This is a genomic window from Pseudomonas sp. SLFW, assembly GCF_009905615.1.
Taxonomy (GTDB): Bacteria; Pseudomonadota; Gammaproteobacteria; order Pseudomonadales; family Pseudomonadaceae; genus Aquipseudomonas; species Aquipseudomonas bambusae.
This window is the reverse complement of record NZ_JAAAKW010000023.1, coordinates 33228-47570: the sequence shown is the minus strand read 5'-3', so window position 1 is coordinate 47570 and position 14343 is coordinate 33228. Positions and strand designations below refer to the sequence as shown.

Sequence of the window (14343 nt, the reverse complement as noted above, 5' to 3'; positions counted from 1 at the left end):
TAACCCACCCACCCATCGGCCGGAGCCGACGATGAAAGACTGGCTGGACGAGATTAAATGGGACAGTGACGGTTTGGTGCCAGCGATTGCGCAGGACCACAAGACCGGGCGCGTCCTGATGATGGCCTGGATGAACCGCGAAGCGCTGAGCCTGACGGCCACCGAGAACCGCGCCATCTACTGGTCGCGCTCCCGTGGCAAATTGTGGCGCAAAGGCGAAGAATCGGGCCATGTGCAGAAATTGCACGAACTCCGTCTGGACTGCGACGCCGACGTCATCATTCTGATGGTCGAGCAGATCGGCGGGATCGCCTGCCACACCGGCCGCGAAAGCTGTTTCTACCGGGTTTTTGACGGTGCAGGCGACGATGCTGGCTGGAAGACCGCGGACCCGGTCCTCAAAGACCCGCACGCCATTTATCACGCAGGACACTGAACATGACCGATACCCTGTCTCGCCTCGCCCAAGTGCTCGAAGAGCGCAAAGGCGCGGCTGCCGACTCCTCCTACGTCGCCAGTCTCTATCACAAGGGGCTGAACAAGATTCTGGAGAAGGTCGGTGAAGAGTCGGTCGAAACCATCATCGCTGCCAAGGACGCCGCCGTCAGCGGGGACTGCAGCGATGTCATCTACGAAACGGCAGACTTGTGGTTTCATAGCCTGGTGATGCTCGCAGCGCTGGGCCAGCACCCGCAAGCCGTACTCGATGAACTGGACCGCCGCTTCGGCCTGTCCGGACACGTCGAAAAAGCTGCTCGTTCGACGGATTAAACACGGGCCTGCGAGCCCTGAAATCATTGTGAGGAACGCGTCATGGGCATTTTTGACTGGAAACACTGGATCGTCATTCTTGTGGTCGTCGTATTGGTCTTCGGCACCAAGAAACTGAAAAACCTGGGCACTGACGTTGGCGAGTCGATCAAAGGCTTCCGCAAGGCCATGAACGACGAAGAAAAACCGACCGAACAACCGCCTGTTCAGCCACAGCCGACCGCGCAGCCTGTTCCACCGACTCAGCCGCCGTATCAGCCGCACACCATCGACGGCACTGCGCAGAAAGTCGAAGAGCCCATCCGCAAAGACTAGGTCGTGACGCATGTTTGGTATCAGCTTCTCTGAACTGCTGCTGGTCGGCCTCGTTGCCCTGCTGGTATTGGGCCCCGAGCGTTTGCCGGGGGCAGCGCGGACGGCCGGGCTTTGGATCGGGCGTCTGAAACGCAGCTTCAACGCGATCAAACAGGAAGTTGAGCGCGAAATCGGCGCCGATGAAATTCGTCGTCAATTGCACAACGAGCACATTCTTTCGCTGGAAGAAGAAGCGCGCAAAATCATGCAACCGCAGCAAGCGGCGGCGCCCGTCGTGCCGCCAGCGGTTCAGCCGGTCAGCGAGCCCGCCGCGCCGATCATGGGTGCCGCGCCTACGCCACCGAGCGCCGACATTGGCCCGGCAGCGCCTGCTGAAAGCGCGTCGGTCACGCCGCCCGCTGCGCAGCCCGAGCCTGTTCCGCCTGTCGCGACACCTGCGCCCGCTCCGGTGGCCACTACGCCCACGGCCGTGCCGGGCGCGCCCTCCGCCAACGATTCGACACAGCCCCCACGAGCCCCATGAGCGAAATCCCGGAAAACGACCAGCAAATGCCGCTGGTCTCGCACCTCACTGAGCTGCGCTCGCGCCTGTTGCGTTGCGTGCTGGCGATCTTCGTGATCTTCGGTGCGCTGTTCTACTTCACGCAGAAGATCTACACCTTCGTCTCGGCGCCACTGCGCAAGTTCTTGCCCGAGGGCGCGACGATGATCGCCACTGATGTGGCCTCGCCGTTTCTGACCCCGTTCAAGCTGACGATGATGGTGGCGCTGTTCCTGGCAATGCCGGTCATCCTGTACCAGATCTGGGGCTTCATCGCGCCAGGCCTGTACAAACACGAAAAACGCGTGGCGGTGCCGCTGCTGATTTCCAGCATCATTCTGTTCTACGCCGGGATGGCCTTCGCCTACTTCCTGGTGTTCCCGCTGATCTTTCACTTCTTCGCCAGCGTGACCCCGGAAGGGGTGTCGATGATGACGGACATCTCCAGTTATCTGGATTTCGTCATGACGCTGTTCCTGGCGTTCGGCGTGGCGTTTGAGATCCCGGTCGCGGTTGTGTTGCTGGTGTGGATCGGCATCGTCGACGTGAAGTACCTGAAGAAGATTCGCCCCTATGTGGTGATCGGGTGCTTTGTGGTCGGCATGATCCTTACGCCGCCGGACATTTTCTCCCAGACGCTGCTGGCCGTGCCGATGTGGCTGCTGTTTGAAATCGGCGTGTTGTGCAGCTCGATGGTCACCAAACGCGGCGACCACGAAGACGACGAGAAAGCCGAAGACGAGCAAGACCAGCCGCCAGCGACCCAGCCGTGAACCTGCTGCTTCTGGAAGAGGCCGACTTCATCTCGGCTGATCGGGTGGTGTTGCGCGATCGGCGCCTCACACACATGCTAGAGGTGCATCGTTCGGAGGTCGGCGACAGCCTGCGCGTTGGACGCGTGGGCGGTTTGCTCGGCAGCGCGCAGTTACTGCGTCTCGAACCCCGCGAGGCGGAACTGTCTGTCAGTTTCGACCGTGAGCCTCCCGCTAAACTGCCGCTGACCCTGGTGCTCGCCCTGCCCCGCCCCAAAATGCTGCGCCGGGTGTTTCAGACCGTTGCCACCATGGGTGTGCCCAAGGTCATTCTGGTCAACAGTTACCGCGTCGAGAAAAGCTTCTGGCAGACGCCGTTTCTGGAGCCTGGGGCGATTCGTGAGCAACTGATCCTGGGGTTGGAACAGGCCCGGGACAGCGTGTTGCCTGAGATCATCATCGAGAAACGCTTCAAGCCGTTCGTCGAAGACCGGCTGCCTGCCATCGTTGAGGGGACGCTTGGGTTGGTTGGGCATCCCGGCGATTACCCGGCCTGCCCGCGTGCGGTCAATGAGCCGGTCACTTTGGCCATCGGCCCGGAAGGCGGCTGGATTCCCTACGAAGTCGACCTGCTGCGCGAATCCGGCCTGAACCCTGTGCAGCTCGGCGACCGCATCCTGCGGGTCGAAACCGCCGTGACTGCCCTCCTCGCCCGGTTGTTCTAAGCCGGGCTCAGGCTTCTGCCGAAGGCAGAGGCGGCATCGCGGCGCGATTCCAACGTCTTCGATTCCAGGCTCTTCCCATTGCAACGACTCTTGGCCGATATGCCATCCTCGCTCTGCTTCAGATTGGTGCGCACTTGCCGATAGCGTGACGTCCCAAAAAACAATCAGCAAGGAATCGTCATGTATCGCTGGACCGCCCAACGCCTCGGAAATATCAGTGTCAGTCGTAAGCTCGGGATCGGGTTCGGGCTGGTTTTGCTGTTGACGCTGGTCATCACCGCAACAGGCTGGTCGGGCGTGAGGTCGTTGATTGATCGCGGCGAGAAGCTCGCGACGATCTCCCAGATCAATGAGTATTCCCTGGCGCTACGCATTGCACGCATGAATTACGAAACCCAAGCCAGCCCTGATACGGCGAAGGCCGTCATGACCGCGCTGGACCATCTCGACGCGGAGCTCAAGACGGCCCACGGCAAGCTCGTGGTCGGGAGCGATCTGAAGCTGCTGGACGCTCAGACCCAGGCCGCCACTGACTACCGTCGCACATTCGAGGACATGGCCAAAGCCATTCAAGCCCGTGAAGCCAGCCGCGTGAATCTGGGCGCAGCCGCTGACGCCGCCGTGGACGAGGTCAACAAGATCGAAGAGGCGTTGATCCAGCACGACAACATTCTGCAATTCAACAGCGCCGTGGGCGTGAGCAAGCTGATTCAGCAGGCGCGTTTTCAAGTACGCGGCTACACCTTCAGCGGCAATCCAGATTTCGAAAAGAGCGCCACATCCGCCATCGAAGAAGCCATCGTTGGCGTGAACACCTTGGCGGGCGATGTCTCGTCCCAATACATCCCGCAGCTGCAACGGGCGAATCTGGCCCTCAAAAGTTACGGCGCTGCAGTCGCACAATACCGCGACGCCCAACTGGTGAGCCGCCAGGCGCTGCAGAAGATGGAGGGGTTCGGTCAGCAGTTGCTCGACCTGAGTGACAAATTGACCACCTCACAAAATACCAAGCGAGACGCCGACAGTGCGCAGGCCCAATCGATGCTGAGTCTGGCGACAGCGCTGGCTCTGTTTTTCGGGGTCCTTGCGGCGTGGGCCATTACTCGCCAGATTACCCTGCCGTTGAAACACACGCTCGTCGCGGTGGATCGCGTCGCGTCCGGCGACTTGACCCACAACTTGAGCATTGATCGCCGTGACGAACTGGGTCAGCTGCAAGGCGGCATTCAGCGCATGACAGTGAACCTGCGCGAGCTGATCGGCGGCATCAGCGACGGTGTCACGCAAATCGCCAGCGCCGCTGAGCAGCTGTCCGCGGTGACCGAGCAGACCAGCGCCGGGGTTAACAATCAGAAAGTCGAGACGGACCAGGTCGCTACGGCCATGCACCAGATGACGGCCACGGTGCAAGAAGTCGCACGGAATGCCGAGGAGGCTTCAGAAGCCGCCGTGGCGGCCGATCAGCAGGCCCGTGAAGGCGACAAGGTCGTGAGCGAGGCCATCGCTCAAATCGAGCGTCTGGCCACCGAAGTGGGGCATTCCACCGAGGCCATGGGTGAACTCAAGCGCGAAAGCGACAAAATCGGCAGCGTGCTGGACGTGATCAAGTCGGTCGCGCAGCAGACCAACTTGCTGGCGCTCAACGCGGCCATCGAAGCCGCCCGGGCCGGTGAAGCGGGTCGCGGCTTCGCCGTAGTGGCCGATGAAGTGCGCAGCCTGGCCCAGCGCACGCAGAAATCCACCGAAGAGATAGAAGACCTGATCACGGGCTTGCAGAACGGCACGCAACAGGTGGCGACGATCATGGACAACAGCCGTGAATTGACGACCAGCAGCGTGGAACTGACCCGTCGGGCTGGTGGCGCGCTGGAAAGCATTACCCGAACCGTGTCCGCGATCCAGTCCATGAACCAGCAGATTGCGGCCGCCGCCGAGCAGCAAAGTGCAACGGCCGAAGAGATCAACCGCAGTGTGCTGAACGTGCGGGATGTGTCGGAACAGACCTCAGCGGCCAGTGAAGAAACCGCGGCCTCCAGCGTGGAACTGGCACGTTTGGGCACGCATCTGCAGGGGCTGGTCGGCCGGTTCAGGGTTTGACCGAGCAGCTTGCCGCCGCTGAAACCGGTGGGAGCGAATTCATTCTGGACGGCAATCCGACGAAGCGGTGGTACATCCGATGCATCTCCATCGGCTGTACGATTTTTCGCGAATGAATTCGCTCCTACAGGGGCACGGGGAGCCGTCGAAATCCGGGCACAACTGAATATCTGTGACCTGGTTCACCCCACGCTTCGCCTCGGAAACGTCCTACACCCTCTTCAGGTCACGCTCCCGTTTCCCCTGCCGATGCGCGCTTATCGCCCATCCGCAGGAGATGCACCATGTCGCAAGGAATCAACGGGGCGCTGGCCAATACCAGCGTCAAACTCAAACTGGCACTGGGCTTCGGCCTGGTATTGCTGCTGACGCTGGTCATCACCCTCACGGGCTGGCACGGCCTCGACGCCATGATCGAGCGCTCAGAGTCGCTGACCTCTATCGCCCAGCTCAACGCCCTGACCAAAGACCTGCGCGCCGAACGCATCACGTTCCGGATGGAAAACACGCCGGAGAGTGCCAGCCTGGTCGCCACCCGCATCAATGAAATCGAAGCGCACCTTGGAACGCTCAGGCATGACGAGGAAGACGCGGACGTACTTCAAATGCTCAATAAACAAAGCGAGACCGTCCGAGCGCTGGAACAGGCTTTCGGCGACTTGAGCCAATTGCTGCAAACCCGCGATACATCTCGGGCGCTCATGAAAGAGCTTTCGGATAACGTGATCAGTGCGGTCGATCAGGTCGAGGCTGACGTATTGAAGGCTGTCAGCGAGGAGCAGGATAACAAGGAAAAACTCGAAGAATTCGCCAATATCCTGCAACTGCGGCGGCACATTCAGACGGCTCGCTACGAGGTTCAGGCTTACGTTTACAGCGGTAAGGATGCCTTTGAAACAGGGGCGATCAAAGCAATCGAGAAGGCGATTGAGGCGGTCGATCAGATCGTGGCCAGCCCCTCCGACACCAACGCAAGTATTTTGACGGCAGCGCGCAAAGCACTGGAAAACTACCGCGAACAGCTGAATACGCTGAAAGTGGCTCAGACCAAAGCTGAGGCCGCTCAAGAGTCGATGGAAGCCATGGGCGACGTGTTGCTCGCATCCACCGCCGAGATTACCGCACTGCAAAGCCAGCGCCGGGACAGCGATGCCGATCGGTCGCGCAACACCCTGATCGGCGTGGCACTGCTGGCTATCGTGCTGGGGTTGTTGGCGGCCTGGCTGATCACCCGGCAGATCATCCTGCCACTGCACCAGACCCTCGCAGCCGCCAAGCGGATTGCCAGCGGCGACCTGAGTGTTGACCTCGACGTGCAACGCCATGACGAAATGGGCAGTCTGCAACAAAGCATGCAGGACATGACCCTGCGACTGCGGGCGCTTATTTCGGGCATCAGTGACGGTATCGCGCAGATTGCCAGCGCCGCCACGCAGCTGTCGGCGGTAACCGAACAGACCAGCGCCGGGGTCAACGATCAGAAACGTGAAACGGATCAGGTCGCCACGGCGATGAATCAGATGACCTCCACTGTGATGGAAGTCGCACGCAACGCCGAAGAGGCCAGCGAGGCGGCGGTGCAGGCTGATCAGCAGGCGCGGGAAGGTGATCAGGTGGTCGCAGACGCCATTGGCCAGATCGAACGGCTGGCGGTCGAGGTGGCCAATTCCACTGACGCCATGGGCAAGCTCAAGCTGGAAAGCGACAAGATCGGCGGCGTGCTGGACGTGATCAAGTCGGTGTCACAGCAGACGAATTTGCTTGCGCTGAATGCCGCCATCGAAGCGGCCCGGGCGGGGGAAGCGGGCCGGGGGTTTGCCGTTGTCGCCGATGAAGTGCGCAGCCTGGCCTTACGCACGCAGCAATCCACCGAAGAAATCGAACTGTTGATCGCGGCCTTGCAGAGCGGCACGCAACAGGTGGTGAGCACGCTGGATGCCAGCCGCACGTTGACGGATCGCAGCGTCGAGTTGAGCCGTCGGGCCGGTGCGGCGTTGGAGCACATCACCCGCACGGTCTCGACGATCCAGACCATGAACCAGCAGATCGCGACGGCAGGCGAAGAACAAAGCGTCGTCGCCGAGCAGATCAACCGGAGCGTGCTGACCGTGCGGGATGTGTCCGAACAGACAGCAGCAGCCAGCGAAGAAACCGCCGCTTCAAGCCTGGAGCTGGCGCGACTGGGGACGCATCTGCAAGAGATGGTCGGGAAGTTTCGGGTGGGCTGAACGCGATGCTCTCTATGGCGTTCTTGCTACGAGATCGCTGTGGGAGCGAATTCATTCGCGAAAGATCGTACACCCGACGCAGATGCGTCGAATGTACCCCCGCATCGTCGGATTGCCGCCCAGAATGAATTCGCTCCCACAGATTCGCTGGCGAAGATGCGATTTGAGGGTCGCTCCTCCCCTGTAGGAGTGAGCTTGCTCGCGATGACGCCAGGTCGGTCAACACTGCGACATCTGACAGGACACCTCGCGAGCAAGCTCACTCCTACAGGAAGTGCGGCTGCTGGAGGTTGTACCTGATCACACCCAAACAAAAACGCCGCCGAAGATCACTCTCCGGCGGCGTTTTTTTTGCAGCGGTTACGTCAATCAGGCATTGGCGAGCGACGGCACGTTCAGGTGTGTCGCAGGCTGCAAGGGCAGCAGGGGCGCGTGAGGGTCGGCTTTCACCGACGCTCGCCACGCTTCCAGCCACGCTTCGTTGCCTTCCGCCCAGACCGCCTCATGCAGACGCGCCAGCGCAACAGGATCGCTCAGCAATTGCAGGCGTTCGTTGTTGTTCAAGTGCTCCGGGCCGCCTTTGATGGCGTGGCGCACGCGTTCGACGCGCATCCACTCGATCGGCTCGGCGTGACGGTGACGTGAGGTTGCCAGTGCACAGGCCAGAGCGTTCTGCTGTGGATCGACCACGGCACGAACAAAGCCATCGTTCAGTGCATGCCAACGGTTCTCGTGAGTGTACTGATCGGTCGACACCAGCTCCTGCGGCGGGGTGTGCTCTTCCGGGATCAGGAACAGACTTTCATCCTTCGCTTTCAAGCCCAGGTTGGTACGGCTGGAAATGACCGACACCGGGATCGAGAGCATCAACGAGCCGACAATCGGCACCAGCCACCACAGGAAGCTTGGGTTGAGCCAAGCCACTAGCAGCGCCCAGCCGAAGCCGAGCAATGTCTGCGGTCCGTGACGCTTGACCGCTTCGCTCCACGGCGTGGAGTCGTCGTCACGTTGTGGCGAGTTCCAGGTCGCGGCCCAGCCGAGGAACGCGGCCAGCACGAAGCGGGTGTGGAAGATCATCCGCACCGGCGCCAGCAGCATGGAGAACAGCATCTCCAGGAGCATCGACATGGTGACTTTGATCCGACCGCCATAGCCCGTCGCGCCTTTGGCCCAGATCAGGATGACGCTGAGCAGTTTTGGCAGGAACAGCAGAACGACGGTGGTCGAGAACAACGCGACGGCTTTTTCCGGGTGCCACTGTGGCCACAACGGATAGAGCTGACGCGGCTCCAGGAAGTAGGTCGGTTCCATCAGTGTGTTGACTGCGAGCAGCGCCGTCGACAACACCAGGAAAAGGAACCACAACGGCGCCGAAAGGTAGGACATCACGCCCGTCAGGAACACCGCACGGTGAACCGGGTGCATGCCTTTCACCAGGAACAGGCGGAAGTTCATCAGGTTGCCGTGGCACCAGCGACGGTCACGCTTGAGCTCGTCCAGCAAGTTCGGCGGCAGTTCTTCGTAGCTGCCCGGCAAATCATAGGCAATCCACACGCCCCAGCCGGCACGGCGCATCAGCGCAGCTTCGACGAAGTCGTGAGACAGAATTGCACCGGCAAACGCGCCTTTACCGGGCAACGGCGCCAACGCGCAGTGCTCGATGAACGGCTTCATGCGAATGATCGCGTTGTGACCCCAATAGTGGGATTCACCCAGCTGCCAGAAGTGCAAACCGGCAGTGAACAGCGGGCCATACACACGGGTGGCGAACTGCTGCATGCGGGCATACAGCGTGTCCATGCCCGAAGCACGTGGCGCGGTCTGGATGATACCGGCGTCCGGGGTCGCTTCCATCAAGCGCACCAGACTGGTCAGGCACTCGCCGCTCATCACGGAGTCGGCATCGAGTACGACCATGTAACGGTAGTCACCGCCCCAGCGACGGCAGAAGTCGTCGAGGTTGCCGCTTTTGCGTTTCACGCGACGGCGGCGGCGGCGGTAGAAAATCCGGCCAAAACCGCTGGTCTCGCGGCACACGTCCAGCCACGCCTGCTGCTCGGCAACGGCGATGTCGGTTTCGTTGGTGTCGCTGAGCACGAAAAAGTCGAAGCGATCCAGATCGCCTGTCGCGGCAACGGACTCGAAAGTGGCACGCAGACCGGCGAATACGCGAGGCACGTCTTCGTTACAGATCGGCATGACCAGCGCAGTACGCGCACCGGCTTCAATCGGCTCGTTGCCCGCGCTGGCGCCGGAGATACGGTATTTGTCACGCCCGGTCAGCAGTTCGAGGAAGCCCATCAAGGCGGTCCAGAAACCGGCAGACACCCAGCAGAACAGAATTCCGAACATCAGCAGAATGGTGGTCTGCAGCGCGTACGGCATCACTTGAACGGCGGTTTGCCACAAGGTCTGGCGGCTGATTTCGTCGAACGAGACCAGCGACCAGCCTTGGTACGGCAGGATGCCCTTCATGTAGAAGCCAGCCACGATGGTCTGGCCCAGCATGAGGATCAGCAGAATGTAGCGACGGATCGAACCGACCGTGCGCCACCGGGACTTGGGCAAGTCGCGTGGCAGATCGTCCTTGGCCGGCTTGGGCGGGTTGGTTTTCCCGGTCAGACGACGCCAGCCACGGTGCAGGATGTTGGTCCGCCATGGCTCCGGGACGACTTTGGTACGGCGGATCGGCGGCGTGGCTTTGAGGCATACGCGACCGCTGGCGTCGACCGTCAGCATTTCTGCTTCGTGCAACTCGTCAGCGGTGGTCAGGGTCAGGCGACGGCCCACCGAAGCCTGAGCGGCCTCGGCGGAGTCGGTGACGGTCTGCGCCGAAAGGCGTTCATGCAGCTCAGCGAACGAGGTGCAGCTGGCCAGTTCGGCCCGCTGCTCGTCACTCATTGGCAGGTGTGCGAGATACTCACTTAGAGATTCAGGCACGGCTTGTGAATTACTCATCGGCTGGCAACTGGTAGCTCCAGGTCTCGGTCAGAATCTGTTGATTCATGGCCGGGCCCTGCTGGGTGGATGCAGCCTGTACCGCTGGCTGCGTGGTGTCTTTATTACCTTTGTTCGCCTTGGCAGCATCGCCCAGGGCGGCTTCAGGCTTCGACGCTTCGTCGGACTTGGCTTCAGCGACCTTGGCAGCGTCAGCTGGCTTGGCGGCATCGGCCTTCGCGTCTTTCGCAGCAGCGTCTTTACCATCGGCTTTCGCGTCGGCCTTGGCCACTTTGGCGTCTTTCGCATCACCGGCTTTCACAGCGTCGGTTTTGACGATTTCGGCTTTTTCGTCTTTAGGCGCGGCAGCGGCGACCGCCGGTTTGGCGTCCGCTTTTTTCTCAGGCTTCTTGTCTGCTTTGTCAGCAGTGATCAGCGCAGGTTCCTTACCAGGTTCGACCGGGGTCTCGCGCAGCAGGTAAGCGCGCAGCTCCACGTTCTTGTTGGTGTCCTTGACCTTCAGGCGCAGCGTCAGGCGCCAGCCCTTGGTGACCGGGTTGTAACGCAGGTTGTTTTCGACCAGCTCGGTGTTGTCGTCAGTGGTGACCTGGCTGCGGATCGCCGGGTCTTCACCCAACTTGGCCAGGGTCGGGCCGACGAAATCGACCAGATAGGCAACGCTGCCATCCGGCTGTCGGATCAGGTTGGACTGCTTCACGTCACCGGTGGAACGCAGGGTCTGCTTGACCCAGCCCAGATCCGGCGAGTGAATGGAGTCTTCATCCATGGTCCAGTGCAGACGGTAGTTGAAGTCGATTGGCTGACCCGGCTCAGGCTGGGTTTCCGGCTTCCAGAACGCAACGATGTTGTCGTTGGTTTCATCAGCAGTCGGAATCTCGACCAGATCGACAGTACCCTTGCCCCAGTCGCCTTTTGGCTCGATCCAGGCACTTGGGCGTTTGTCGTAGCGGTCGTCCAGGTCTTCGTAGTGGCTAAAGTTACGACCACGTTGCAGCAGACCGAAGCCGCGCGGGTTTTCAACCGAGAAGCTGCTGACAGCCAGGTGTTTCGGGTTGTTCAGAGGACGCCAGATCCACTCGCCATTGGCGGCCTGAATCGACAGACCGCTGGAGTCGTGCAGCTCGCGACGGTAGTTGAGGACTTTCGACGGCTGGTTGGCGCCGAACAGGTACATGCTGGTCAGCGGCGCAACGCCCAATTTGCCGACCTTCTCACGCAGGTACATGCGCGATTGCACGTCGACCAGGGTATTGGTGCCCGGACGCAGGGTCAGTTTGTAGGCACCCGTGGCGCGTGGGGAGTCCAGCAGCGCAAAGATCACCAGATGGTTGTCATCCGGGTTCGGCTTTTCGATCCAGAACTCGGTGAAACGCGGGAATTCTTCACCCGACGACATCGCGGTGTCGATGGCCATGCCACGGGCGGACAAGCCGTAAACCTGACCTTTGCCGATGACGCGGAAATAGCTCGCGCCCAGCATGGTCATGATTTCGTCTTGTTTGTCGTCCTTGTTGATCGGGTACGTCACGCGGAAACCGGCGTAGCCGAGGTTTTCGGTGGACTTAGGATCGAACTTGACGTCACCAAAGCTGAAACGGCTCGGATCGTATTTGATCTCGTTGACCGTCGTGGCGGTGACCTCGTTGATCTTCACCGGGGTGTCGAAGTGCATGCCCTGGTGATAGAACGAGATTTTGAACGGCGTCTTGTCAGCGGCCCACTCGGCCTTGTCCTGCAAGAAGCGGATTTTCTGGTAGTCGGCAAACTTCATGTCGCGGAATTCCGCTGGAAGGTTGCTTTTGGGGGCTACGAATTTCTGTCCGGCCAGTTCTTTGGCCTTTGTCGCCACGTCGTCAATATCGAACGCCCAGAGCTGGCTGGCGCCGAAAAGACAAAACAAAGCCGACCCGGCCAACAAGGCGCTGCGCAGGCGCTTGCCAGGGGTCTTTGGTGCATTACATGGACTAACAATCACGAGCAACCCTCGCCGAAAACAGATGAAGAAACCAACGGCCAGCTTTCAAATGCCGGGTTGGCGAGCATTGTTCCGACTCCGAAAGGGGCCAATGATTCCCCAAACGATTTCGGACCAGTCTGCGTTTTTACCGATGGGACGAGTTTTCACTCGCCTTTGTAGCGCGCGATTATCTAGTAGCCCGCGTTACAACGCATCAGGGGAAACAAAGTATTTATGGCTTTTTGCCTAATAAATTCGGGTGCATCAGGCAAAACCGGCGATTCAGGTCTCAAGCAAAAATGTCACAGGGCCATCATTCACCAAATGCACCTGCATATCCGCACCAAATTGGCCCGAAGCGACCGTCCCGTGCGAGGTTTTAGCCTTTTCCAGCAAATAGTCAAACAATTCGGCGCCGAGGGCGGGAGGCGCGGCTTTGGAGAAGCTGGGGCGCATGCCGCTTTTAGTGTCGGCGGCCAATGTGAACTGTGAAACCAGCAGTAATCCACCGCCCACGTCGTTCAACGACAGGTTCATTTTGCCGTCGGCGTCGCTGAACACCCGGTAGTTAAGCAGCTTGTGCAGCATTTTGTCGGCGCTGGCGCGAGTGTCTTGAGGTTCGACCCCCACCAGCACCAGCAGCCCCTGATCGATGGAGCCTACCGTTTCGTTCGCGACATCGACACGAGCTGAACGTACTCGCTGGAGCAAACCCTTCATTTATTCGCCTCGTATCGGAATGGTTCGCCAGACCCTGTAGGAGTGAGCTTGCTCGCGATGAGTTGGAGCAGTTATTACAGACATGACTGACAGACCGGAATCGCGAGCAAGCTCACTCCTACAGAAAGTATGCGGCCGAACTTCAAGCCTCTTCCGGCGGAAGATCGAGCAAACGCCGCGCCACTTGCGACGCTGCGCGTACCAACGCATCGGTGATGCCCGGTTCGGAAGCCGCGTGGCCCGCGTCGCGAATCACCTGCAATTCGCTGTTCGGCCAGTTCTGGTGCAGTTCCCACGCGTTATCCAGCGGGCAAATCACGTCGTAGCGGCCATGCACGATGATCCCCGGCAGGTGCGCGATCTTGGGCATGTCGCGAATCAGCTGGTTTTCTTCAAGGAAGGCGTTGTTGGTGAAGTAATGGCATTCGATGCGGGCAATGGACAGCGCGCGCTGTGGCTCGGAGAAGCGGTCCACCACCAGCGGGTTCGGACGCAGTGTCGCGGTGCGACCTTCCCACGTGGACCAGGCCTTGGCCGCGTGCATTTGCGCGATCTGATCGCTGCCCACCAGACGCTTGTGGAAGGCCTTGAGCAGATCGCCCCGCTCGTCCTGCGGAATCGGCGCCAGGTAATCTTGCCAGTAATCGGGGAACAGACGGCTCGCGCCTTCCTGATAGAACCAATTGATCTCCTGCGGACGGCACAGAAAGATGCCGCGAAGAATCAGGGCGTGCACACGGTCAGGATGAGTCTGGGCGTAGGCCAGCGAAAGGGTCGAGCCCCACGAACCGCCAAACAGCACCCATTTGTCGATGCCCAGGTGCTTGCGAATGCGCTCAAGGTCTTCGACCAAGTGCCACGTGGTGTTGTTTTCAAGATTGGCGTGAGGGGTGGAACGGCCGCAACCGCGCTGGTCGAAGGTGATGATGCGGTACAGGTTCGGATCGAAATAGCGACGGCTCTGCGCATCGCACCCCGCACCCGGCCCGCCGTGGATGAACACCACCGGCAAGCCTTCCGGCGAGCCGCTTTCATCGACATACAGCACATGAGGCTCTTCCACTGCCAGATCGTGCCGGGCATAAGGTTTGATCTGCGGGTACAAAGTCTGCATAGGTGCTCCATAAGTCCAATTCAGGGGCTTCTATCTATCTGCCGTTGGGCATCATAAACCCGAAATGACAAATGATCATATTGGCGCAGTGAACGCCGCGTATCGTGTGCAGCGGCGGAAACTGGAACGATCGATGCAAGGTGCTTCGCAGCCTCTGACAACTTG

At 60.3% G+C, this 14343-nt stretch carries 12 protein-coding genes and 1 pseudogene; 9 read left to right on the top strand and 4 right to left on the bottom strand.

Annotated elements, in window-relative coordinates:
- Positions 1-31 precede the first annotated feature (31 nt).
- The 9 genes and pseudogenes from hisI (at position 32) to GVN17_RS30090 (ending at position 7429) form a co-directional block, all read left to right on the top strand.
- Positions 32-436, top strand: coding sequence for a phosphoribosyl-AMP cyclohydrolase (gene hisI / locus GVN17_RS25995; protein ID WP_166598152.1), 405 nt, complete (start codon positions 32-34; stop codon positions 434-436).
- A gap of 2 nt (positions 437-438) precedes the next feature.
- Positions 439-771, top strand: a complete 333-nt coding sequence (locus GVN17_RS25990; protein WP_166598151.1) for a phosphoribosyl-ATP diphosphatase — start codon at positions 439-441, stop codon at positions 769-771.
- Positions 772-813: 42 nt separating this feature from the next.
- Positions 814-1086, top strand: coding sequence for a twin-arginine translocase TatA/TatE family subunit (locus tag GVN17_RS25985; protein ID WP_166598150.1), 273 nt, complete (start codon positions 814-816; stop codon positions 1084-1086).
- A 10-nt stretch (positions 1087-1096) separates the two neighbouring features.
- Complete coding sequence (gene tatB, locus GVN17_RS25980) at positions 1097-1609, top strand: Sec-independent protein translocase protein TatB (RefSeq protein ID WP_166598149.1); 513 nt, start codon at positions 1097-1099, stop codon at positions 1607-1609.
- On the top strand, positions 1606-2400 hold the full coding sequence (tatC, locus tag GVN17_RS25975; RefSeq protein WP_166598148.1) for a twin-arginine translocase subunit TatC: 795 nt from the start codon (positions 1606-1608) through the stop codon (positions 2398-2400). Before tatB ends, tatC begins: the two co-directional genes overlap by 4 nt.
- Positions 2397-3104, top strand: coding sequence for a 16S rRNA (uracil(1498)-N(3))-methyltransferase (locus GVN17_RS25970; RefSeq protein WP_166598147.1), 708 nt, complete (start codon positions 2397-2399; stop codon positions 3102-3104). Before tatC ends, GVN17_RS25970 begins: the two co-directional genes overlap by 4 nt.
- 180 nt (positions 3105-3284) lie before the next feature.
- Positions 3285-5201 (top strand): methyl-accepting chemotaxis protein, encoded by a 1917-nt coding sequence (locus GVN17_RS25965; RefSeq protein WP_166598146.1) that lies wholly within the window; start codon positions 3285-3287, stop codon positions 5199-5201.
- Positions 5202-5485: 284 nt separating this feature from the next.
- Positions 5486-6571: pseudogene (locus GVN17_RS30095) on the top strand (methyl-accepting chemotaxis protein); the annotation flags it as partial.
- On the top strand, positions 6554-7429 hold the full coding sequence (locus tag GVN17_RS30090; protein ID WP_371928621.1) for a methyl-accepting chemotaxis protein: 876 nt from the start codon (positions 6554-6556) through the stop codon (positions 7427-7429). The pseudogene GVN17_RS30095 and the gene GVN17_RS30090, both read left to right, overlap by 18 nt.
- 369 nt (positions 7430-7798) lie before the next feature.
- Here GVN17_RS30090 and mdoH read toward each other — a convergent pair whose 3' ends face one another.
- The 4 genes from mdoH to pip form a co-directional block, all read right to left on the bottom strand.
- Positions 7799-10387, bottom strand: coding sequence for a glucans biosynthesis glucosyltransferase MdoH (mdoH, locus tag GVN17_RS25955; protein ID WP_166598144.1), 2589 nt, complete (start codon positions 10385-10387; stop codon positions 7799-7801).
- Complete coding sequence (locus GVN17_RS25950; RefSeq protein ID WP_166598143.1) at positions 10380-12368, bottom strand: glucan biosynthesis protein G; 1989 nt, start codon at positions 12366-12368, stop codon at positions 10380-10382. The genes mdoH and GVN17_RS25950 overlap by 8 nt, the downstream gene beginning before the upstream one ends.
- 258 nt (positions 12369-12626) lie before the next feature.
- Complete coding sequence (gene dtd / locus GVN17_RS25945) at positions 12627-13064, bottom strand: D-aminoacyl-tRNA deacylase (protein ID WP_166598142.1); 438 nt, start codon at positions 13062-13064, stop codon at positions 12627-12629.
- Between the two features lie 142 nt (positions 13065-13206).
- Entirely contained in the window at positions 13207-14178 is a 972-nt protein-coding gene (gene pip / locus GVN17_RS25940; protein WP_166598141.1) for a prolyl aminopeptidase, read from the bottom strand.
- Between the last annotated feature and the right edge of the window lie 165 nt (positions 14179-14343).

Bases quoted from the DNA above. Each gene is read 5' to 3' on its own strand.
- hisI (WP_166598152.1), top strand. From the start codon at position 32: ATGAAAGACTGGCTGGACGAGATTAAATGGGACAGTGACGGTTTGGTG.
- GVN17_RS25990 (WP_166598151.1), top strand. From the start codon at position 439: ATGACCGATACCCTGTCTCGCCTCGCCCAAGTGCTCGAAGAGCGCAAA.
- GVN17_RS25985 (WP_166598150.1), top strand. From the start codon at position 814: ATGGGCATTTTTGACTGGAAACACTGGATCGTCATTCTTGTGGTCGTC.
- tatB (WP_166598149.1), top strand. From the start codon at position 1,097: ATGTTTGGTATCAGCTTCTCTGAACTGCTGCTGGTCGGCCTCGTTGCC.
- tatC (WP_166598148.1), top strand. From the start codon at position 1,606: ATGAGCGAAATCCCGGAAAACGACCAGCAAATGCCGCTGGTCTCGCAC.
- GVN17_RS25965 (WP_166598146.1), top strand. From the start codon at position 3,285: ATGTATCGCTGGACCGCCCAACGCCTCGGAAATATCAGTGTCAGTCGT.
- GVN17_RS30090 (WP_371928621.1), top strand. From the start codon at position 6,554: ATGCAGGACATGACCCTGCGACTGCGGGCGCTTATTTCGGGCATCAGT.
- mdoH (WP_166598144.1), bottom strand. From the start codon at position 10,387: ATGAGTAATTCACAAGCCGTGCCTGAATCTCTAAGTGAGTATCTCGCA.
- dtd (WP_166598142.1), bottom strand. From the start codon at position 13,064: ATGAAGGGTTTGCTCCAGCGAGTACGTTCAGCTCGTGTCGATGTCGCG.
- pip (WP_166598141.1), bottom strand. From the start codon at position 14,178: ATGCAGACTTTGTACCCGCAGATCAAACCTTATGCCCGGCACGATCTG.